The following is a 20,167-nucleotide window of genomic DNA, read 5'->3' as shown; positions in this document are numbered from 1 at the left end:
ACATAAACCCCTGACGGATCTGCCGGTGGCTACCAAGAGCCGGGACCTGGCCGGGACCTGACGCATGCAAATCATGCAATCCATGACGTGAAAAGGGACCTTCTGAGGGGCAGAAAAGCCCGGAAAATCAAGGATCTGGGCTGAACCGTCTACCTGGGGGTCAAGGGGTCGCAGGTTCAAATCCTGTCAGCCCGACCGAGATGGAACACCCTCCCACCTGCTGGTGGGAGGGTGTTCTGCGTTCTGCACCTCTCCGCGTGCCCAGCCCCTCCAGGCACGGGCTCGTCAACCCTTCACGGGCCCCACCCAGACCTGCTGGGCATTGGTGAACTCGCGGATGCCGTGCGGGCCCAGCTCACGGCCGTAGCCGGAGCGCTTGATCCCGCCGGAGGGCAGCCGCGGATCAGATTTCACGATCCCGTTGACCGAGACCTGACCGGCGTCGATGCGGCGTGCCATCGCGACCCCGCGCTCGGTCTCGGTCCAGATCGCGGCGCCGAGACCGTAGGGGGTGTCGTTGGCCAGAGTGAGGGCGTGCTCCGCGTCCTCCGCCGCCATCACCACAGCGATCGGCCCGAAGGTCTCCTCGGTGCAGGCCGCCATCCCCGGCGCAACACCGGTCAGCAGAGTCACCGGGTAGAAGAAGCCCTCCCCCTCGGGCATCTCTCCGCCGAGCACGAGGATTGCGCCGGCCGCGACGCTCTCGGTGACCTGCCGGTGGAGGTTCTCTCGCAGCTCCTCCCGGGCGATGGGTCCCACCTTCGTCGCCTCGTCCCGGGGATCACCGACCACCAGGTCCCGCAGCTGGGCGGTGAGCAGCTCGACGAACTCGTCGTGCACGGAGCGTTCCACGATCACCCGCTTCGCGGCGATGCAGGACTGGCCGGCGTTGATGATCCGCGAGAGGGCTGAGACCTCTGCCGCCTTGGCGAGGTCCGCATCGGCCAGCACGATGCAGGGATCGGAACCGCCGAGCTCGAGTACTGCGGGCTTGATCTCGCTCGCGGCGATCGACGCGACCTTCGCCCCGGCCCGGTCCGAGCCGGTGAAGGAGACCGCCTGGACGCGGGGATCACGGATCGCCTGCTCGACGTCCTCGGTGGTGGCCAGCAGGGTCTGGAAGACCCCGTCGGGGGCGCCGGCGGCACGGAACACCTCCTCGAGCGCAGCGGCACAGCCCGGCACATGCGGATCGTGCTTCATGATGGCGGTGTTCCCGGCCATCAGCGCCGGGGCGCAGAAGCGGAAGGCCACCCAGAACGGGGCGTTCCAGGGCAGGATCCCGAGCACTGGGCCGAGCGGCAGGTACTGCACGTAGGAGGAGGTCGCGTCGGACTCCAGGTGCTCTTCGGCCAGGTACTCCGGGCCGAACTCGGCGTAGTGCTCGGCGGCCCACGCCGATTTCGCGACCTCTCCCCTGGCCTCGCCGATCGGCTTGCCCATCTCCTCGGTCATCAGCGGGGCGAGCTCGTCGGTGTGCTCGCGCAGGTAGGTGGCGACTCTCCGCAGCACCTCGGCGCGTTCGGCGAGGGTGGTGTCCTTCCAGGAGGTGTAGGCGGTCTGGGAGCGGTCGATGATCGCGGTGATCTCGGCAGGCGTCGCAGCGGGCACCTCGCGCACCACGGAACCGGTGGTGGGATCGATGGCGGTCAGCATGGTCATGGGTGCTGCTCCTCTCAGAAGCGGGGGGCGAGGACAGCACCGGTCGGGAACGACCGGGCCGAGCTCTCGTGGACGGTGAAGTCCTCGGGCAGGGTGAAGAACGACTCGCAGCCGTCCTCCGTGATGTGGACGGTGTCCGAGATGCCGACGGTCTTGTTCCCGTCCACTCCCCACATCCACGGCAGCAGATGGAAGGTCATTCCCTCCTCGAGCTGCCGCTCATCGCCCTCCAGCAGGGAGACGATGTATCCCTCGTCCCAGGATGGCGGGAAGGCGATCCCGATGGAGTAGCCGGCGCGGGTGACGAGCTGGGCGCCCACGTCGTTGCTCTCGATGCGGGAGCGGGTGAGCACCGCGATCTCGGAGACGGTCACCCCCGGCTTCATCAGTGCCCGCAGCTCCGCCAGGGTCTGCTTCATCAGCTCCTGCGCGGAGTGCATCGAGTCCGAGAGCGCCCCGTTGACCACGGTGCGCATCATCGCCGTGTGGTAGCGGCGGTAGCACCCGCCGACCTCGAGGAAAACGTGCTCGCCGGGACGGATCATGCGGCCCTCCCAGGTGGAGTGGCCGATCATCGAACGGGGTCCGGACGCGACATACGGCATCACCGCCGGGAACTCACCGCCTGCCCGGAACATCGCCGAGGTGATCGCGGCGGCCACATCGTTCTCAGTGGCTCCGGCCATCGCCGCCCCCAGCCCGGCGGCCATCCCCGCCTCCTCGGCATAGGCGGCGAGCTGCATCACGTCGATCTCGGCCTGCGACTTGCGGACCCGTCCCTCCTCGACGATGCCGAAGCAATCCACCAGCCCCTCTCCGAAGGCGTCGTGGAAGCGGTCCTGCTGGTAAGCGGGGAAGTAGTAGCTGTTGCGCTCGTAGCCCACCCGGGAGTCCCCCAGGCGCAGGTCGCGCAGGGTGCTGACGAGTTCGAGGATCGCGTCGCCGTCGTCGGGATAGGGCCGGGAATGCTCCACCCAGGTCCGGGCGATCACGTTGGACTCCTCGAGCGCGCGGGTGATCATCACCGAGTCCGCGCTCAGCGGGACGATCAGGGCCTGGAAGTAGGAGTAGCCGGTGGTCTGATAGTCGGTGAGGTACATGAGGTTCTCGGGGTCGGTGATGATCACCGCGTCCAGCTCCCGCTCCGTCATCCGCCGCCTCAGCTCCCCCAGTCGGCGTTCGTATTCCTCGGGCGCGAAAGTCATATCGGACCGGCGGCGCATCAGCGAGCCTTCGTCGCGGCGTCGATGGCCTGTGCCAGCAGGTCCAGTCCCTCGGTCAGATCGGCTGCGGGGATGGTCAGCGGCGGGATCAGCTTGATCACCCGTCCTCCGCTGCCGCAGGGGCCGATCAGCAGGCCGCGCTCGAAGCATTCCGTCTGGACCTGCTTGGCGAAGGCTCCGTCCCCGGTGTCCAGGGCCTGCATCATGCCCTTGCCGCGCACCTCCCACTCCTTGTCGGGATGGGCCGCGGCGATCGCCTCGAGCGCCTCGCGCATCTGTTCGCCCTTGGCGAGCACGTCGGCGAGGAACGACTCGTCGGTGAAGTAGTCCAGCGCGACGGTCCCCGCGACGAAGGAGAGCCCCTGTCCTCGGAAGGTGCCGGTGTGGGCACCGGGTGACCAGTTGTCGTCGACGGCGGGCTTGTTGAGGTTCATCGCGATCGGGGTGCCGAAGCCGCCGAGCCCTTTGGCGAGCGTGATGATGTCCGGGTCCAGGTCCATTCCGTCGAAGGAGAAGTAGCCTCCGGTGCGGCCCACGCCGGCCTGGATGTCGTCGATGATGAACAGCGCTCCGACCTCGCGGGCGAGGTCCTGGATCTCGTGCAGCCATTCCCTGCTGGCGATGTTGACGCCGCCCTCGGCCTGGACCGGCTCGACGAGGAATGCCGCAGGAGGGGTCAGGCCGCTGGAAGGGTCCCGCAGCGCGGCGGCGTAGTCGGAGACGCCGGTGCGGCCACCGGGCGCGGTCTCGAACTGCAGGCGCACGACGTCGGTGAGCGGAACCCCTGCCCACTGTCGGAATGCCTCATTCGCGGTCGCGGCGAGCGAGCCGAGGGTCATGCCGTGGAAGCCGTGGCTGAAGGCGACGATCTCGCGCCGACCGGTGGTGAGGCGAGCCAGTTTGAGCGCCGCCTCCACCGCATTGGACCCCGTGGGCCCCATGAACTGCATCCGATGGTCCATCCCCCGCGGCGCCAGGACCACCTCATGGAAACGGGCGATGAAGTCACGCTTGGTGGTCGTGTAGGTGTCCAGGCTGTGCGCCACGCCGTCCGCCTGGAGGAACTCGATCATCGCCTCCTTCATCCTCGGGTTGTTGTGCCCGAAGTTCAGGACTCCGGCCCCGGCGAAGAAGTCGATGTAGCTGGTGCCGTCCTCATCGACCTGGCGGGCGTTGGAGGCGGAGGCGAACACCGTCGGATACGCGCGGCAGTACCCGCGGATCTCGGACTCATGCTGCTCGAAGATGGTGGTGTCCATGAGGGACCTCCCGTCGCGATGCGGGGCAACCTCGCTCGTCACGCCCGGCCGCATAGCGAAGTTCGCCCCGTCTGACAAGTGGGTGCCGGTGTGCCGACCATCACTCACCCGGGGCGGTCCCGTCAAGCGGCCCAGCTCGAGAGGCCTGTCGTGACCTCTCTGCACCGGTGCGCCTGCGGGCAGGTCTCGAGTGGGCAGTCCCGCTCCCGGGGGCAGTCAGGCCCTTCAGCTGCCGCGAGCCTCTCCCCAGTCGACACCCTCCAGGGAGAGGTCAGCGGCCATGTCCTCGAGGAAGCGGATGACAAGACGACGTTCGGCGGAGCCGAGCTTCTTCGCTGCGTTGACGCGACGTGCTTGCTGAGCGCCGATCGTTCGCATCGCTGTCGCGCGGGTCGAGGGGTCGACGTGCACGACCAGCGCGCGACGGTCAGTGGGGTGGCGCACCCGCCGGATGTGCCCGGCGTTCTCGAGACGGTCCAAGAGCTTCGTGGTGGATGCGCTCGAGATTCCCAGCGTCCGCGCGATAGCCCCGGGGGTAGCCTCTGAGCCCATGTTCTCGCTCACGATGACGAAGTGCAGGGCTCGCATATCGGTCTCGCTGAGCTCCATGTACCTCAGGGAAGCTTCAGACAGGGCCTTCTCCGCGGCGCGGAGCCGCGAGAGCGCCTCCATCAGGGCGTCTATCTCCTGAACATCCTGCGCAGCCAGGCCGCTGTATTCGATCAGCTCCTCGTGCGGATCGCTTGCGGCCATCGAGAACAATGACGGCGTGGCGGGCTCGATCCCCTGCTGCGCCGCCTGCTCTCCTGACGTGTTCATGCCGACGAGCCTACTCCGCAGAAGGTGACGAAGTAGGTATCTTATCTAACTACTGATCTGTGAGACACTATCCCGGTCACGCAATTTCGAAGGGACGAACATGGCCTCCATCAACGATTCGACGGACGGCTCCGCAAAGCCGACACACCGTCGCAGCACGCGAGGGATCCCCCGAGCCCTGCGCGTTCTGATACCCGCGCTTCTGATCATCGCGTGGCTAGCGGCGGCAGCTGTGGGCGGGCCGTACTTCGGCCGAGTCGAGGAGGTCTCGTCCAATGACCGCACCGCTTATCTCCCCGAGACCGCCGACGCCACACAGGTCTCCCTCCTCTCCTCGAACTTCCTCGGATCGGATTCGCTGCCCGCGATCGTGGTCATCACCTCGAGCGATGAGATCGACGACCAGATGGCTGCCGAGCTCGATGAGACAAGCGCCGATCTCGCGCAGCTGGACGAGATCACCGGCGAGATCTCACCGGTGATCATTGCCGACGACGGCCTCGCCGCACAGCTGTTCATCCCGCTCGACCCGGACGCGGATATGGCAGAGCTGACCGCTGAGATCGAGAACACGCTGGCAGCTGATCTGCCCGAAGGCCTCACCCCGTACGTGACCGGCCCAGCGGGATTCTCCGCCGATCTCGGCGCCGCCTTCGCGGGTATCGACGGGCTGCTGCTGGCCGTGGCGCTCGCAGCGGTGTTCGCGATCCTCATCGTCGTCTATCGCTCGGTGATACTTCCCGTGGTCGTCCTCGCCACGAGCGTCTTCGCACTGTGCGCCGCTCTGCTCACCATCTGGTATCTCGCTGCCGCGGATATCCTGCTCCTGTCCGGGCAGACCCAGGGGATCCTCTTCATCCTCGTGATCGGCGCCGCCACTGACTACTCCCTGCTGTACGTGGCCCGATATCGCGACGAGCTCCGCCACACCCGGCTCCGCGGGGCCGCGACGATGAAGGCTCTGCGCGGCACCATCGAACCGGTGCTCGCCTCGGGCGGCACCGTGATCGCCGGCCTCCTCTGCCTGCTGCTGTCGGATCTGAAGTCGAACAGCACGCTCGGCCCGGTGGCGGCCATCGGAATCCTCTTCGCCATGGCCGCGGCACTGACCTTCCTTCCGGCGGCGCTGTACGGCATGGGCCGAGTGGCGTTCTGGCCGCGCCGCCCCCGCTACGAGCCCGACGCCCCCGCCGCCGGGGCCGACCCGGCCGACCATGGCATCTGGGGACGCATCGCGCTCGCCGTCCGGCGCCGCCCCCGGCGCATCTGGATCATCACCGCTGTGGTCCTCGCGGTCGGCTGCCTCGGGGTGACCCAGCTGCGAGCTGACGGCGTTCCGCAATCCGACCTGGTGCTGGCAGAATCCTCCGCCCGCGAGGGTCAGATCGCTCTGGGCGAGCACTTCCCCGGAGGCTCAGGAACCCCCGCCCAGATCCTCGTCGACGACTCCGCCCTCCAGGACGTCACCGACATCCTGCTGGCTGCCGACGGTGTGGATTCCGTGACGGTCACCGCCGAGGACTCCCCCAGCGGCTCCGCTCCCGTCACCGAAGAAGGCGTCCAGCCCTTGGGCCCGCCCGGAACGCCAGCTCCGGAGCGCACCGTCATCGACGGCGACATCCTTCTCCAGGCGACCCTCTCCGACGCACCGGACTCCGCGGCAGCCGAGGACACGGTGCGCGAGCTCCGCACCGAGTTCGCCGCGCAGGACATCTCGGCGCTGGTCGGCGGACCCACCGCCATCTCGATCGACACCAATGACGCATCGGCTCATGACCGCGCGCTGATCATCCCGATAGTTCTCGTCGTGATCCTGCTGATCCTGATGCTCCTGCTCCGCTCGATCCTCGCTCCGATCCTCCTGATCGCCACCACGGTGCTGTCCTTCGGCACGGCGATGGGCGTGGCCGCGTTGGTGTTCAACAACCTGTTCGACTTCCCCGGCGCCGATCCGGCGGTCCCCCTGTACGGGTTCGTCTTCCTGGTCGCTCTCGGCATCGACTACAACATCTTCCTGATGACCCGGGTCCGGGAGGAGTCGCTGAAGCACGGGACCCGCGAGGGCGTGGTGCGCGGCCTCGCCGTCACCGGTGGGGTGATCACCTCGGCGGGCATGGTGCTCGCCGCGACCTTCGCGGCGCTCGGAGTGATCCCGATCCTGTTCCTCGCCCAGCTGGCGTTCATCGTCGCCTTCGGCGTGCTGCTGGACACCTTCGTGGTGCGCACCCTGCTGGTCCCCGCTCTCGCCCTGGACCTGGGCAAGATCATCTGGTGGCCCTCGAAGCTGTGGAGGTCGGGCCGGGCGTGACGTAGCCCGCAGGTTCTGGGGCCCGCGGCCTCAGAACCTGCGCGGCTTCCTAGACTGGCCGCATGAGCATGACCCCCTCCTCCCAGCCCCCGACCGAAGCCTCCACGGCGCTGAACGAGTTCGTCCTCACCGTGGTGTGTGCGGACGCTCCCGGCATCGTCCATGCCGTGACCGGCGCGATCGTGGAGATCGGCGGGAACATCACCGAGAGCCGTCAGTTCGAGAGCGGCACCACCCACCGGTTCTACCTGCGGCTCCAGGTGGTCACTGCGGCCACGCTCGAGCAGCTCGAGGCCGCGCTGTCTCCGGCGGTGGCGCGCTTCGAGCTCGAGCATCGCATCGATGTGGTGGGCCGCCCTCTGCGCACGCTGGTGCTCGGCTCCACCGCGAAGCACTGCGTGAACGATCTGCTCTTCCAGGTCGACTCCGGGAATCTGCCGATCACGATCCCCCTGATCCTCGCCAACCATCCCACCCTCGAGCCGCTAGCCAGCTTCTACGGGGTGCCCTTCGAGCACCTGCCCACCAAGGGCGCCGGCGCGAAGGCGGCCTTCGAGGACCGGGTGCGCGAGGCGATCATCGAGCACGACATCGAGCTGGTGGTGCTGGCACGCTATATGCAGATCCTCTCCCCTGAGCTGTGTGCTGAGCTCGCCGGGCGCTGCATCAACATCCACCACTCGTTCCTGCCCGGCTTCAAGGGCGCGAACCCCTACCGCCAGGCCTATGCGCGCGGGGTGAAGCAGATCGGCGCGACCGCGCACTTCGTCACCAGCGACCTCGACGAGGGGCCGATCATCGAGCAGGACGTGATCCGGGTCGACCACACCCGCTCCCCGCAGGAGCTGATGGCGATCGGGCAGGACGCCGAGGTACGGACGCTCCGCCAGGCCGTCACCTGGTTCGCACAGTCTCGCGTGCTGCTGGATGGACCCCGCACGATCATCTTCCGCTGAGGCGGCCCTCCCGCCTCAGAAGACGGGCCTGCCTCCGGTCACCCCGAGTACGGTGCCGGAGACGTAGCTCGCCTCCGAGGGGCTGGCTAGGAACACGAATGCTCCGGCCACCTCGGACGGCTGCCCGGCTCGACCCAGCGGAGTGTTCGCCCCGAACTCGACGTAGTCGTCGGACACGCGGGTCGCGACGTTGAGCGGGGTCCAGATCGGTCCCGGCGCGACCGCGTTGACCCTGATCCCGCGCGGGCCGAGGTCAGCAGCCAGGTTGACCGTCACGTTGTTGATCGCCGCCTTCGTCGCGGCGTAGTCCATCAGCGGGACTGAGGGGTCGTAGCTCTGGATCGAGGAGCAGTTGATGATGCTCGCCCCATCGCCGAGATGAGGGGCCGCCTCGTGGGTGATCCAGAAAAGAGCTTCCAGGTTCGTGGTGAGGGTGCGGTGCAGTCGCTCGGACGTGATGCCCTCGAGCCCCTTGGGCTCCGCGCGGCCCCATTGGAACGCCGCATTGTTCACCAGAATGTCGAGACGGCCGTGCTCCTCGACGGTGCGGGTCACGAGCGACCGGGCCAGCTGCTCATCGCGGATGTCTCCGGGCAGCAGCAGTGCGCGCCGGCCCGCTTCTTCGATCCAGTGCCGGGTCTGCTCGGCGTCCTCCTGCTCCTCGGGCAGGTACGAGATCGCCACATCAGCGCCTTCGCGCGCGTAGGCGATCGCGACCGCACGCCCGATCCCGGAGTCCCCTCCGGTGATCAGTGCGGACAGGCCCTGCAGGCGGCCGTGGCCCACGTAGCTGCTCTCGCCGTGATCGGGGATCGGCTGCATGGGGGCAGTGAGCCCGGGCGGCTGCTGATCCTGGGCGGGGAATGAGGGCTCTCCGTCGCGGGTGGACAGGGCGCGGGCTCGTTCCGCGATCTCGGAGGGCAAGGGCTGATCGGTGTGCTCGGTCATCGGGGCTCCTTCGTCGGTGACGGCTGTGTGCTCACGCTAGTGCGCGACTGCAGGGACCGCACCGAACGACCGGTCGGGCGCGTCGTCTGTGGGTCCTGCTGCTGGTACGTCCGGTTCCGGCGGGATGCTCAGCCCTTGACCCCGCCCGCGGCGGCGAAGCCCTGGCCCAGGCTGCGACCGAGGAACAGGTACAACACCACCACCGGCAGCGAGTAGAAGATCGAGAACGCGGCCAGCTGGCCGTAGGCGACCTGGCCGTACTGCGAGGAGAAGGTGTACAGGGTGACCGCGGCGGGAAGGTTCTCGGGGCTCAGCAGCAGCATGAACGGCACGAAGAAGTTGCCCCACATCATCACGAAGGTGAAGATCGTGGCGACCGACAACCCGGAGCGCATCAGCGGCAGCACCACCGACCACAGCGCCCGATAGACGCCCGCGCCCTCGGTCCAGGCGGACTCCTCGATCTCGATCGGCACGCCGTCCATGAACCCCTTGGTCAGGAAGATGGCGTACGGCAGGGAGCTGGCACCGAGGAACAGGATCGCCCCGCCCATCGAGTCGATCAGGTTCACCTGCACGAACAGCGAGTAGACCGGGATCATGATCGCCGTGATCGGCAGCCCGGTCGAGAAGATGATCGTCAGCAGCAGGGGCCGCTTGGCGCGGAAGCGGAACCTCGACATCGGGTAGGCGCACAGCACCGCCGCGACCATCGTCACGATGGTCGCCCCGCCGCACAGCATCAGCGAGTTCGCCAGCGGGCGGAACGTGGTCTCCGTGTTCCAGATCGCCGCGAAGTTGCCCAGCGACCAGCTCTCCGGCCAGGAGACCGACAGGGTTGCCTCGGTGTTGAAGGAGGCCAGCACCACCCACAGCAGGGGCACCAGGAAGGCCGCTCCGATCACGATCATCACGACGGTGCTGGCGATCGTGCTGCTGCGCTCCCTCGACCCGGTGCCGGAGCGGCGGGGGCGTAAGCCGGTCCCGCTCCGTGAGGCGGGGGCAGACTCACGGGTGGCGGTGTCGTCGGTCGTGGTCATCGCTTATCCTCCTCGGGCAGCAGACGCAGGTACGCGAGTGAGGCCAGAGCCCCGATCAGCAGCAGCAGGAGGGCCACGGCGGTGCCGTAGCCGAGCTGCCCGTAGGAGAACGCCTGCTCGTACATGTACAGCGGCAGGGTCTGGCTCTGCCGGGCTGGGCCGCCGCCGGTCATGATGAATATCAGACCGAACACCGACAGGGTCTGCAGCGTGGTCAGCATCAGGTTGGTGGCGATCGCCGGTCGCATCAGCGGCAGCGTCACGGACCGGAAGCGGCGCACCGGGCCGGCGCCGTCCAGCGAGGCCGACTCGTAGACGTCGGCGGGGACAGCGCTCAGCGCCGCGGAGTACACCAGCATCGAGAAAGCGGTGCCGCGCCAGATGTTCGCGAAGGACACCGCGATGATCGGAGCGCTGAACAGCAGGTCCTGCGGCGGCAGACCGATGGCCGAGATGATCACGTTCAGGGAGCCGTCGGGCGCGAAGAAGGTGTAGAGCAGGTAGCCGGCCACGACCTCCGGGAGGATCCAGGCGGCGACCACGACTGCGGTCACCACGAAGGTGACGATCCGGTGGGATCTCTCCATGAGCAGCGCCAGCAGCATGCCGAGCACGTTCTGTCCGATGATCGCAGAGACCACCGTGAAGATCAGCGTCAGCACCACGGAGTTCCAGAAGTCGCCGTCGGTGAATGCATCGGTGAAGTTCTGGAGGCCGACGAAGCTGGTCTCCTCCGCGCCCTCCCCGCGGATCGCGCTGTCGGTGAAGGCGAGGTAGATCGAGTACACGATCGGCCCCAGCATGAAGCCGATCAGCAGCAGGAAGGCCGGGACCATGGGCACTGCACGGGCGGGGGTCAGGCGGTTGCCGAGCCGGCTCGACCTGCGGTGTGGGGGCGGGGTCGGGGACCCGTCGCTCGGCCTCGGGGTCCGCTCGGCGGCGCGGGCATCGGTGGTCATGCGGTGGCCTCCTGCACGTTGTCCTCGCCGACGATGTCGGTGACGGTGGCGTCGTACGCCGCGGCAGCGGCCTCGGGGGTGCTGCCCGTCATCACGGCCTCCATCGCCTCCTGGATGGCGGAGGAGACCTCCGGGTAGGCAGGCAGTGCGGGCCGGTAGTAGGCGGTCTCCAGCAGGTCGGTGAAGTACTCCACGGCCGGGGAGTAGCTGAGGTAGCGCTCGTCGGCGGCGACGTCCTCGCGCACGGTGATGTGGTTGTCGGCGATGGCGTAGTTGATCAGGGTCTCGGTGGACACGAGCTTCTCGAGGAAGCGGAAGGCGATGTCACGGTCGGTGACGTGCTGCGGGATCGACAGCCCCCAGCCGCCGGCCAGGGTCACGGTGCCTGCACCGCCGCCGTCCTGGGTGGGCATGTCCGCCAGGCCCACCACGTCGGGCCATTCGGGCCAGGGACGCGGAGCGGTCTCCGTCCAGTTCTGGGAGATCCAGGAGCCGTCGATGAGCATGCCGAGCTTCTTCTCGGGCAGCAGGCTGGTGTAGATCGACTCGGAGATGTTGGGGTCCAGGTGCTGGCCGAGCGGGAGTGTCAGCTCCTCCTCGAAGAGCGTCTTGAGGAAGGCGAGCGAGTCGATGAACCCCGACGAGCCGATGATCCACTTCTCGCTCTCCTTGTCGTAGAGCCAGCCCTCCTCGGCGGTGCCGTACAGCAGCATCTCGAAGCCCTGCATCGAGGCCTTCTCGCCCTGCGGGGTGCCGGCGAACATGAAGAAGGGCGTCGCCTCGCTCCCGGAGTCACGGATGGTGCGGGCGGCCTCGAGGATGTCCTCCCAGCTGCCCGGCTGCCAGTCCTCCGGGAGCCCGGCCTCGGCGAACACCTCCTTGTGGAACCAGATGGCCCGGGTATCGGTGGTGATCGGGACGCCGTAGATCCCGGCGTCCTCCCCGGTGACGGCCTCCTTCGAGGCCTCGGCGATGTCGTCCCAGTGCGCGAATGTCTCAACCAGGTCGGTGATCGGCTGCAGGTACCCCGCTCCCACGTCGGAGAGCAGGATGAAGGAGTCCTCGTACACCAGGTCGGGGCTGGTGCGGGGGGAGCTCATGAGGAGCTCGTTCTTGGTGAAGTAGTCGTTCTCGGAGGCGACGATCGGGACCAGTTCGACCGTCAGCTCGGGATTTTCGGCGGAGAACTCCTCAGCGGCGGTAGTGATCCACTCCTGCTTGATGGTGCCGGAGCCGAACTGCTGGAAGGCGATGCGGAGGACTTGCGGGTCGCGACCGCCGCCGGTGCATCCGGCGAGGGCGGTCAGCGGGAGCAGCGCGGCCGCTCCCGCGGTGAAGCGCAAGAAGCTGCGACGGTCCGGCACGAGCCGGTGCGGGGGGTCGGGGGCCACGGATGCCTCCTCGTCGAGGGCTACGGACGTTCGACACTAGCCTGTGACGTACGTCTCGCAAAGACCCCGCTCGGCGCGCCGTCGTCCGGGCGGGACGAGCGGCTCAGGCGCGGGGCCGAGCCCGGCCGACGCCCTGAGCGTGTTCGGCGTCGGCGTAGCGCATCCCGGGTGGGACCTGGGCGAGCTCGAACCAGGAAGCGGCCCGCGGCAGCAGCCGCACGTCCTGCCAGGGGACCTCGAAGGCGGGATCACGCCACAGGGTCAACCCGATCTCCTCACGGCGCCCGGCGGCGATCAGCGTGAGCCGACGCAGGCGGGACAGCGGGTGGGGATCTGCCCGGGAGGCCGCGGGGATCGCCACCACGCCACCGAGGTCCAGCGGCCAGACCGTCTCTCCCCAGTGCAGGCTCGCCTGCTCCGGGGAACCGCTGATCACGGCAGGCGGCCGCAGATCCGCGGCTGTCACCGGGGTGGGGGCGAGCGGAGTGCCGCGTTCGAGCACCTCGTGCTGGACCCACGTGCCGGGCAGGAGGGCCGTCCCCCCGACCGAGACGTCCACCAGGATCGATTCGGCGAAGGGCTGCAACGGAACGCTGAGCTGGCCGCCTCGCGTCATGTCACGCCGGGGCACTGCGATGACCCTCACCACGGCAGTGTCGCCGGGTTGGTCGGTCAGCGAGATCCTCACCCGGGTGCCGGGCAGCGGGTCGAGGCGCCTCACCGGCGGAACCGCGCTTCGGGACGGTCCTCGAGCGCCCATCGGAGCTGCTCGGTGAAGCGTGCGTTCATCGGCGGTGCGGCATCCACGGGGAACCAGCGCGCCTCGGTGTTCTCACCATCAGCGGGGTACGGCCTGGAGTCACGGTCGGCCTCGCACAGGAAGCACAGGTCCAGGTACTGGGCCTGGTCGCCATTGCCATAGGTGATGGGTGGCAGGGTGCGAACGTCGAGCAGTCGCCGCGCGGTGGAGGGGATGCCCGCCTCCTCGGCGACCTCGCGCACCGCCGCGCGGGCCGGCTCCTCGCCGGGGTCGATGATCCCGGTGACAGGGGTCCAGGCGCCGTCATCCGCGCGCCGCACGGCGAGCAGCGAGGTCCGTTCCCGATCGAGCACCAGGGCGGTGACGCCGGGCATCCACAGCAGCTCGTGCCCGACCCGCTCGCGCAGGGACAGGACGAAGTCCGGGGTCGCGATGGCAGCTCCTCCCAGGAAACTGGCGGCGTCAGCCGCCCATCAGGATCGGCAGCGTGGCCACGCCCATGATGAGCACCATGAACACCACGTACACGATGAAGAACAGGATGATCAGCACCAGCATCACCCAGAACAGGATCCACCCGACCTTGTTCATCTTCTGAGCGGAGTACGGATCACTGTCCATCTGCACCAGGGCGATGATCCCGAAGATCGCCGGAATCGTGCCTCCGCAGAGGAAGCCGACGATGATCAGGATGATCGCGCTGGACTGGATCTTGCTGCGGTCCGGCAACGGGCCCTGGGGGTGGTAACTCATAGCTCGCGGATCCTTGTCGCTCAGGCGTGGGGACGGGCGGGCCGTCCTTCAGCAGGTTCGGTCCAGCAGCTCAGTCCTTCAGCGGGCGACCGTGGGCGTCACGCTCGAAGGTCGGGGACTTCGCGAGCACCATGATGCCCTCGATGAGCCCCCACCAGGCGCCGATGCCGCAGGTGAAGACGGTGACCGCGATCTGGATGATGCCGATCGTGGTGTACCCCAGCAGGAAGCGGTGGACCCCGAATCCGCCGAGGAAGATGCCGAGCAGGCCCACCACCAGGCGGCTCTGAGGCTCACCCTGGGGTGCTGCGCCACCGGCGGCGGGAGCCTGGCCGGCGCTGGGCTGGCCGTAGCCGGCGCCGCCCTGCGCGTAGGGATCGGAGGCGGAGGGGCCGGAGCCCGCCGCCGGCGACCAGTTCTGCTGCGGCTGCCCGTACGGATCGGAGGCGGAGCCGGCAGACGGCTGGGCGTACGGGTCCTGCCCGGCAGCGGGCTGCTGGCCGAACGGGTCCTGCCCCGCAGCAGGCTGCTGGGCGTACGGATCCTGCCCGGCGGCAGGCTGCTGGGCGTACGGGTCCTGCCCGGCGGCAGGCTGCTGGCCATAGGGATCCGAGGCGGAGGGGACCGGCTGGCCGTAGGGGTCCTGCTGTCCGTACTGCTGCGCGCCCGGCGTCTGCTGACCGAAGGAATCCTGCTGGGCTGCAGGCTCCGCAGGCGGCTGCGCCCACGGATCCTGCTGCGGCTGCGCGTAGGGGTCCTGCGGCTGCTGCGCGTAGGGATCCTGCTGCGGCTGGCCATAGGGATCCTGGCCACCCTGCTGCGCATCGAAGTCGTTCCCCTGGGTGTTCCAGGAGCCGTTGTCACCGGGATTGCTCATGGCGGACACGATACGTGGTGCAGCCGTGGTGATGCACCTCGGCTGGACCCGGCTGTCAGCGGCGGCGCTTCTCGCGGATCCGCACGCCGATCACGATCGGTGAGCCCGTGAACTCGAAGTCCTCGCGCAGACGGCGCTCGATGAAGCGGCGATAGCCGTGCTCGAGGAAGCCGCTGGCGAAGATGACGAAGCGCGGCGGCCTGGTTCGTGCCTGCGTCGCGAACAGGATGCGGGACTGCTTGCCGCTGCGCACCGGGTGGGGATGCGCGGCCACCAGCTGGCCCAGGAAGGCGTTGAGCCGGCCGGTGGCGATGCGCCGGTCCCAGGACTCCAGCGCAGCTTCGAGCGCGGGCACCAGGCGGTCGGCGTGGCGGCCCGTCTCGGCGGAGATGTTCACCCGAGGAGCCCAGGAGACGTGTGCGAGATCACGCTCGATCTCCCGCTCCAGCGTCTTGTGACGCTCCTCGTCCAACAGGTCCCACTTGTTGAAGGCGAGCACCAGGGCGCGCCCGGACTCCAGGACCATGTCGATGATCTTCAAGTCCTGAGCAGAGATCGGTTCGGAGGCCTCCAGCAGCACCACCGCGACCTCGGCCCGGTCCAGGGCGGAGCGGGTGCGCAGCGAGGCGTAGTAGTCGGCGCCCTGGGACTGGAGCACCCGGCGCCGAATACCGGCGGTGTCCACGAAGGTCCACTCCTTGCCACCGAGCGTGATCTTCTCGTCCACCGGGTCCCGAGTGGTGCCGGCGACATCGTCGACCACGACGCGCTGCTCCTTGGCGAGCCGGTTCAGCAGCGAGGACTTGCCGACGTTCGGACGACCCACCAGGGCCACCCGGCGGGGACCGCGGTCGGCGGGCGTCCCACGGCCTTCCTCGGGCATCGCGGCGAGCACGGCGTCCAGCAGGTCGCCGGATCCGCGCCCGTGCAGGGCGGAGACCGCATGCGGCTCCCCCAGGCCCAGGTTCCACAGCCCGGCGGCCTCGATCTCGCCGCGCTGGTCATCGACCTTGTTGGCCACCAGCACCAGCGGCACCTTGGCCTTGCGGAGCACCTTGAGCAGCTGCTCATCGGTGGTGGTCACACCGACATTCGCATCGACGATGAACATCACGACGTCGGCGAGGGAGACGGCCACCTCGGCCTGCTCGGCGACCCTGTAGGCGATGCCCTGGACCCGGTCCTCCCAGCCGCCGGTGTCGACCAGCCAGAAGTCCTTGCCCGCCCACTCAGCCTCATAGAAGACCCTGTCGCGGGTCACCCCGGGGCGGTCCTCGACGATCGCCTCGCGGCGGCCGAGGATGCGGTTGACCAGGGTGGACTTGCCCACGTTGGGACGGCCCACCACCGCCACCACCGGAAGGTTCCGCTGGATCTCGGGCATCAGTTCCTCGGACTCGTCCCCCGTCAGCAGGGCCAGGTCCTCGTCATCGAGCTCGTAGTCGGACAGGCCGGCGCGCAGCGCGTTCTCGATGTCCGCATCGGTGGGACCGTCGGCCGACGCGCCCTCCGAGGTGGTCGTCCGACGCCGGACGGGCTCGGGCTTGCCGTGCTCGGCCTCCTCCTGCGCGGTCTCGGCCGCGGCGACGAGCATCAGCACCCGCTCGACGACGTCTGCGATGTCGAGGCCCGTGGTGTCGAGGGTCTCGACCCCCTCGGCGGCGGTGAGGAACTCCGAGACGGTGGAGTCGTCCCGGTCCCGGCGCAGCACCTGATCGGCCATCCGGGCGCGGGTGTCCTCGTTGTCCTCGAGGTCGAGCTCGGCGGCGCGGCGGCGCATCCGCTCTTCGTCGGAGGCGATCAGCAGCACGCGCACCTGGGCGTCGGGGGCGACCACGGTGGTGATGTCGCGGCCTTCGGCGACGCAGAAGCCGCGCTCGTCGGCGGTGGCGTAGAGCAGCTCGCGCTGACGCTGCTGCAGGATCGCGCGCACCAGGGTGTTGGTGGCGACGTCGCTGACGCGCTGGGAGATCCGCTCGCTGCGGATCTCGGCGGTGATGTCGGTGCCTCGCACCACGACGGTCGCGCCCTCGGGATCAGTGCCGAGCTCGAGCTCGAGCTCCTCGGCGGCCTGGGCGACAGCCTCACGATCGGTGAGGTCGATGTCGCGGTCCAGGCAGTCCCAGGCCACGGCGCGGTACATCGCGCCGGTGTCGAGGATGCCGCCCTCGAGCGCATCGGCGACATAGCGGGAGACCGTGGACTTGCCGGAGCCGGCCGGTCCGTCGATCGCGATGGCGATGCCGCGGGCGGGGCCGGTGTTCGCGAGGGAGGAAGGGTCGTGCGGCGCGCTGGTGTGCATCCGGCAAGGATACGGGGCGTTCAGGACTCCGCGACGGTCCAACCGCGTGCGGAGAGCTCTCGGGTGAGCAGCTCCTCACGGGAGGCGTCCACGGAGAGGTGTCCGAGGCCCACCTGGCGCCCGTAGTTGTGCTCGAGGTGGAAGTCCTCGAGGTTGACCCCGATCTCCCCCATCTCGGTGAACAGCCGACCGAGCTCGCCGGGACGGTCCGGCACCAGCACCGTCACGGTCGAGAAGGAGTCGGAGGCTCCGCCGTGCTTGCCGGGGATGCGCCGCACCCCGCGATTCCCGTCGGCGATGAGCTCTGCGAGGGCGCGGCGGGAGCCGACGGCGGGGTCCGGGTCCCCGGTCATCGTGGCGAGGGCGGCCAGGATCTCGTCCAGCCGGCCGCGCACCCCGTCGAGCACCTCGCTGACCGCCTCAGCGTTGGCGCCGAGGATCTCGACCCACAGCCTCGGGTCGGAGTCGGCGATGCGAGTGGAGTCGCGCAGACCCTGCCCGGACAGTCCCAGGGCCGTCTCCCCCGGTTCCAGCAGCGTGGTCGCCAGCAGGCTCGAGAGCACCTGCGGCACATGCGAGACGTGAGCCACTGCGGTGTCGTGCTCGTCGGCGCCCATCACCACCGGCACCGAGCCGATTGCGGTGGCGATGCCCTGGAGGAGGCTGATCGCTTCGGGGCGGGTGCTCGGGTGGGGCACGACCACGAAGGGTCGCCCGCGGAACAGATCGCCACGGGCCGAGATCACGCCGGAGACTTCACGTCCGGCCATCGGATGGGCCCCGATGTATCGGGTGAGCTCCTCGGGCTCGACCGCCTGGGTGATGCCCTCGAGGACGATCCCCTTGACGCTGGCCACATCGGTGACCAGTGCCTGCGGCCAGGTGCGCAGGGCCTGGACGACCAGCTGGGCGGTCGCGTCGGGTGGGGCTGCGATGACCACGAGCCGCGGGTCGGGCCCGGCGGGGTCGGCGACATGCCCCACCCCCAGCTCGACCGCGAGCGCCGTGGTGCCCGGGGAGACGTCCTCGACCTGCACGCTGGCTCCCGCGGCGCCGAGCGCCATGCCCAGCGAGCCGCCGATCAGCCCGGTGCCGATGATCCGGACCGGAGAGGGCACCAGCGACATCACAGCCCGACCTCGGCCATCAGGGTGCCGAGTTCACGGCCCGTCAGCTCCCGGGTGCTGCCCGAGTCGAGATCGCCGAGCAGCACCGGGCCGATCCGGGTGCGGACCAGCGCGGTCAGCTCGAATCCCAGCGCGGCGAACATGCGCCGCACGATGCGGTTGCGCCCCTCATGCAGGGTCACCTCGACCACCGCTTCATGACCGTCCTGGGCGAGCACCCGGGCCCGGTCGGCACGGGCCGGACCGTCCTCGAGCTCGATTCCCTCGCGCAGGGACTTCACCAGGCCCCGGGGAGCGCCGCCCGGTGCCTCGAAGCGGCACACGTAGGTCTTCTCGACCTCGAAGCTGGGGTGGGTCAGGCGGTGGGCGAGCTCGCCGTCATTGGTCAGCAGCAGCAGGCCCTCGGTCTCGTAATCGAGCCGGCCCACGTGATAGAGCCGCTGGGAGTGGCCGGCGGTGAACTCGGCGAGGTTGCGCCGGCCTTCCGGATCGCTCATCGCGGAGACCACGTGGCGCGGCTTGTTCAGCACCAGCGTCAGCTTCGTCTGGTCCAGCTGGAGCCGGCGACCGTCGACATGCACCACCTGGGTGGTGGGATCGATCCGCACTCCCTGTTCCTGGACGATGACCCCGTCGATCCGCACGCGACCGGTGGAGATCAGGGTCTCGCAGGCCCGGCGGGAGCCGAAACCGGCTCGGGCCAGGACCTTCTGCAGCCTCTCGCCCTCTTCGCGATGGGGCTCGGGGGCGAGGCCGTCCGGATCCTTGGCCGGCGCCACCGGGGTGCCCGCCTCGTCGCGCAGCCGCACCCGCTTGGGCGGCGTGAAGGCGCTGCGACGTCGCTGAGGCTGGCTGCTGGAGCGGCCCGAGGAACCGGGGCGCTGCCCGCCGCGCCGATCGGCGGCCATCAGGCCGCCGAACCGCGGGAGATGAGCTCCCTGGCGAGCTGGCGGTACGCGTCAGCGCCCTTGGTGGAGGAGGCGAAGGAGATGATCGGCTCGGCCGCCACCGAGGCGTCGGGGAACTTCACGGTGCGGTTGATCGTGGTGTGGAAGACCTTGTCCGGGAAGGCGCCGACCACCCGCTGGCACACCTCGCGTGAATGAAGGGTGCGGGGGTCGAACATGGTGATCAGGATGCCGTCGAGCTCGAGCCGGGGGTTGATCCGGTCCTGCACCTTCTCGATCGTCTCCACCAGCAGGGCCACGCCGCGCAGGGCGAAGTACTCCGCCTCGAGCGGGATGATCACGCCATGGCTCGCCGCCAGTGCGTTCACGGTCAGCAGGCCCAGCGACGGCTGGCAGTCGATGATGATGACGTCGTACTCATCCGCCACCGGGCGCAGCACGCGTGCCAGGGCCATCTCGCGGGCCACCTCGTTGACCAGGGTGACCTCGGCGGCGGAGAGGTCGATGTTGGCCGGGAGCACGTCGAGGTTCTCGGTCGAGGTCTCCTGGATCACGTCGTGCACGTCATGGCCACGCTCCATCAGCAGGTTGTACACGGTCACGTCGAGGTCGTAGGGGTTCACCCCGGTACCGGCGCTGAGCGCACCCTGCGGGTCCAGGTCCACCAGGAGCACCTTGCGCCCGAGCTCGGCCAGGGCCGCCCCGAGGTTGATCACGCTGGTGGTCTTCCCCACCCCACCCTTCTGATTCACCATCGAGATGATGCGTGCCGGCCCATGGGAGTCGAGCGGGGCCGGCTCCGGGAGCTCCGGCATCGGTCGGCCGGTCGGGCCGAGATCGATGTCCAGCTGCTGGGAGGAGGTCGGGCTCACGTC

General features: G+C 68.9%; 18 protein-coding genes. 2 read left to right on the top strand and 16 right to left on the bottom strand.

The window, feature by feature from the left end; translation table 11 throughout:
- Nucleotides 1-285: 285 nt before the first annotated feature.
- From ACT3SQ_RS07250 to ACT3SQ_RS07235, 4 genes are all read right to left on the bottom strand, one after another.
- Nucleotides 286-1,662 carry an NAD-dependent succinate-semialdehyde dehydrogenase gene (locus tag ACT3SQ_RS07250; protein ID WP_441444023.1) on the bottom strand — a complete coding sequence of 459 codons (1,377 nt, stop codon included), beginning with the start codon at nt 1,660-1,662 and terminating at the stop codon, nt 286-288.
- A gap of 14 nt (nt 1,663-1,676) precedes the next feature.
- The gene (doeA, locus tag ACT3SQ_RS07245) at nt 1,677-2,885 is read right to left on the bottom strand and encodes an ectoine hydrolase (RefSeq protein WP_444600987.1); all 1,209 of its coding nucleotides are present in this window, start codon (nt 2,883-2,885) and stop codon (nt 1,677-1,679) included.
- Nucleotides 2,885-4,144, bottom strand: coding sequence for an aspartate aminotransferase family protein (locus tag ACT3SQ_RS07240; protein WP_441444025.1), 1,260 nt, complete (start codon nt 4,142-4,144; stop codon nt 2,885-2,887). Before ACT3SQ_RS07240 ends, doeA begins: the two co-directional genes overlap by 1 nt.
- 225 nt (nt 4,145-4,369) lie before the next feature.
- Nucleotides 4,370-4,963: a MarR family winged helix-turn-helix transcriptional regulator gene (locus ACT3SQ_RS07235; RefSeq protein WP_441444026.1), complete on the bottom strand. Its 594-nt coding sequence runs from the start codon at nt 4,961-4,963 to the stop codon at nt 4,370-4,372.
- A gap of 100 nt (nt 4,964-5,063) precedes the next feature.
- Between ACT3SQ_RS07235 and ACT3SQ_RS07230 the strand changes: the two genes are divergently transcribed.
- Together ACT3SQ_RS07230 and ACT3SQ_RS07225 are read left to right on the top strand one after the other, a co-directional pair.
- Complete coding sequence (locus ACT3SQ_RS07230; protein WP_444600986.1) at nt 5,064-7,271, top strand: MMPL family transporter; 2,208 nt, start codon at nt 5,064-5,066, stop codon at nt 7,269-7,271.
- A 68-nt stretch (nt 7,272-7,339) separates the two neighbouring features.
- Nucleotides 7,340-8,227: a formyltetrahydrofolate deformylase gene (locus ACT3SQ_RS07225; protein WP_441444114.1), complete on the top strand. Its 888-nt coding sequence runs from the start codon at nt 7,340-7,342 to the stop codon at nt 8,225-8,227.
- 15 nt (nt 8,228-8,242) lie between these two features.
- Here the strand turns inward: ACT3SQ_RS07225 and ACT3SQ_RS07220 are convergent, their stop codons facing one another.
- From ACT3SQ_RS07220 to ACT3SQ_RS07165, 12 genes are all read right to left on the bottom strand, one after another.
- On the bottom strand, nt 8,243-9,175 hold the full coding sequence (locus ACT3SQ_RS07220) for an SDR family oxidoreductase (RefSeq protein WP_444600985.1): 933 nt from the start codon (nt 9,173-9,175) through the stop codon (nt 8,243-8,245).
- A gap of 128 nt (nt 9,176-9,303) precedes the next feature.
- On the bottom strand, nt 9,304-10,215 hold the full coding sequence (locus ACT3SQ_RS07215; protein ID WP_441444029.1) for a carbohydrate ABC transporter permease: 912 nt from the start codon (nt 10,213-10,215) through the stop codon (nt 9,304-9,306).
- Nucleotides 10,212-11,174, bottom strand: coding sequence for a carbohydrate ABC transporter permease (locus tag ACT3SQ_RS07210; protein WP_444502131.1), 963 nt, complete (start codon nt 11,172-11,174; stop codon nt 10,212-10,214). Before ACT3SQ_RS07210 ends, ACT3SQ_RS07215 begins: the two co-directional genes overlap by 4 nt.
- Entirely contained in the window at nt 11,171-12,565 is a 1,395-nt protein-coding gene (locus tag ACT3SQ_RS07205) for an extracellular solute-binding protein (protein ID WP_442332306.1), read from the bottom strand. Before ACT3SQ_RS07205 ends, ACT3SQ_RS07210 begins: the two co-directional genes overlap by 4 nt.
- 103 nt (nt 12,566-12,668) lie before the next feature.
- Nucleotides 12,669-13,286 carry a hypothetical protein gene (locus ACT3SQ_RS07200; protein WP_441444032.1) on the bottom strand — a complete coding sequence of 206 codons (618 nt, stop codon included), beginning with the start codon at nt 13,284-13,286 and terminating at the stop codon, nt 12,669-12,671.
- The gene (locus tag ACT3SQ_RS07195; protein ID WP_441444033.1) at nt 13,283-13,699 is read right to left on the bottom strand and encodes an NUDIX domain-containing protein; all 417 of its coding nucleotides are present in this window, start codon (nt 13,697-13,699) and stop codon (nt 13,283-13,285) included. The genes ACT3SQ_RS07200 and ACT3SQ_RS07195 overlap by 4 nt, the downstream gene beginning before the upstream one ends.
- A gap of 88 nt (nt 13,700-13,787) precedes the next feature.
- A complete protein-coding gene (locus ACT3SQ_RS07190) occupies nt 13,788-14,078 on the bottom strand; it encodes a hypothetical protein (RefSeq protein WP_441444034.1) in 291 nt (96 codons plus the stop codon).
- Nucleotides 14,079-14,148: 70 nt separating this feature from the next.
- Nucleotides 14,149-14,955 carry an NINE protein gene (locus ACT3SQ_RS07185; RefSeq protein WP_441444035.1) on the bottom strand — a complete coding sequence of 269 codons (807 nt, stop codon included), beginning with the start codon at nt 14,953-14,955 and terminating at the stop codon, nt 14,149-14,151.
- A gap of 55 nt (nt 14,956-15,010) precedes the next feature.
- A complete protein-coding gene (gene der, locus ACT3SQ_RS07180) occupies nt 15,011-17,257 on the bottom strand; it encodes a bifunctional cytidylate kinase/GTPase Der (protein ID WP_441444036.1) in 2,247 nt (748 codons plus the stop codon).
- Nucleotides 17,258-17,277: 20 nt separating this feature from the next.
- A complete protein-coding gene (locus ACT3SQ_RS07175) occupies nt 17,278-18,384 on the bottom strand; it encodes a prephenate dehydrogenase (protein ID WP_441444037.1) in 1,107 nt (368 codons plus the stop codon).
- Nucleotides 18,384-19,292, bottom strand: coding sequence for a pseudouridine synthase (locus tag ACT3SQ_RS07170; protein WP_441444038.1), 909 nt, complete (start codon nt 19,290-19,292; stop codon nt 18,384-18,386). Before ACT3SQ_RS07170 ends, ACT3SQ_RS07175 begins: the two co-directional genes overlap by 1 nt.
- Complete coding sequence (locus ACT3SQ_RS07165; RefSeq protein WP_441444039.1) at nt 19,292-20,164, bottom strand: ParA family protein; 873 nt, start codon at nt 20,162-20,164, stop codon at nt 19,292-19,294. The genes ACT3SQ_RS07170 and ACT3SQ_RS07165 overlap by 1 nt, the downstream gene beginning before the upstream one ends.
- Nucleotides 20,165-20,167 lie beyond the last annotated feature (3 nt).

The organism is Brachybacterium sp. AOP42-C2-15, assembly GCF_052377065.1.
GTDB lineage: Bacteria > Actinomycetota > Actinomycetes > Actinomycetales > Dermabacteraceae > Brachybacterium.
The sequence above is the reverse complement of the archived record's forward strand: the minus strand, read 5'-3'. Positions and strand labels throughout refer to the sequence as shown.

Coding starts and splice junctions, on each gene's coding strand:
- ACT3SQ_RS07195 (WP_441444033.1), bottom strand. CDS start 13,699: ATGCCCGGCGTCACCGCCCTGGTGCTCGATCGGGAACGGACCTCGCTG.
- doeA (WP_444600987.1), bottom strand. CDS start 2,885: ATGCGCCGCCGGTCCGATATGACTTTCGCGCCCGAGGAATACGAACGC.
- ACT3SQ_RS07250 (WP_441444023.1), bottom strand. CDS start 1,662: ATGACCATGCTGACCGCCATCGATCCCACCACCGGTTCCGTGGTGCGC.
- ACT3SQ_RS07170 (WP_441444038.1), bottom strand. CDS start 19,292: ATGGCCGCCGATCGGCGCGGCGGGCAGCGCCCCGGTTCCTCGGGCCGC.
- ACT3SQ_RS07185 (WP_441444035.1), bottom strand. CDS start 14,955: ATGAGCAATCCCGGTGACAACGGCTCCTGGAACACCCAGGGGAACGAC.
- der (WP_441444036.1), bottom strand. CDS start 17,257: ATGCACACCAGCGCGCCGCACGACCCTTCCTCCCTCGCGAACACCGGC.
- ACT3SQ_RS07225 (WP_441444114.1), top strand. CDS start 7,340: ATGACCCCCTCCTCCCAGCCCCCGACCGAAGCCTCCACGGCGCTGAAC.
- ACT3SQ_RS07190 (WP_441444034.1), bottom strand. CDS start 14,078: ATGAGTTACCACCCCCAGGGCCCGTTGCCGGACCGCAGCAAGATCCAG.
- ACT3SQ_RS07235 (WP_441444026.1), bottom strand. CDS start 4,963: ATGAACACGTCAGGAGAGCAGGCGGCGCAGCAGGGGATCGAGCCCGCC.
- ACT3SQ_RS07230 (WP_444600986.1), top strand. CDS start 5,064: ATGGCCTCCATCAACGATTCGACGGACGGCTCCGCAAAGCCGACACAC.
- ACT3SQ_RS07175 (WP_441444037.1), bottom strand. CDS start 18,384: ATGTCGCTGGTGCCCTCTCCGGTCCGGATCATCGGCACCGGGCTGATC.
- ACT3SQ_RS07240 (WP_441444025.1), bottom strand. CDS start 4,144: ATGGACACCACCATCTTCGAGCAGCATGAGTCCGAGATCCGCGGGTAC.
- ACT3SQ_RS07220 (WP_444600985.1), bottom strand. CDS start 9,175: ATGACCGAGCACACCGATCAGCCCTTGCCCTCCGAGATCGCGGAACGA.
- ACT3SQ_RS07215 (WP_441444029.1), bottom strand. CDS start 10,215: ATGACCACGACCGACGACACCGCCACCCGTGAGTCTGCCCCCGCCTCA.
- ACT3SQ_RS07210 (WP_444502131.1), bottom strand. CDS start 11,174: ATGACCACCGATGCCCGCGCCGCCGAGCGGACCCCGAGGCCGAGCGAC.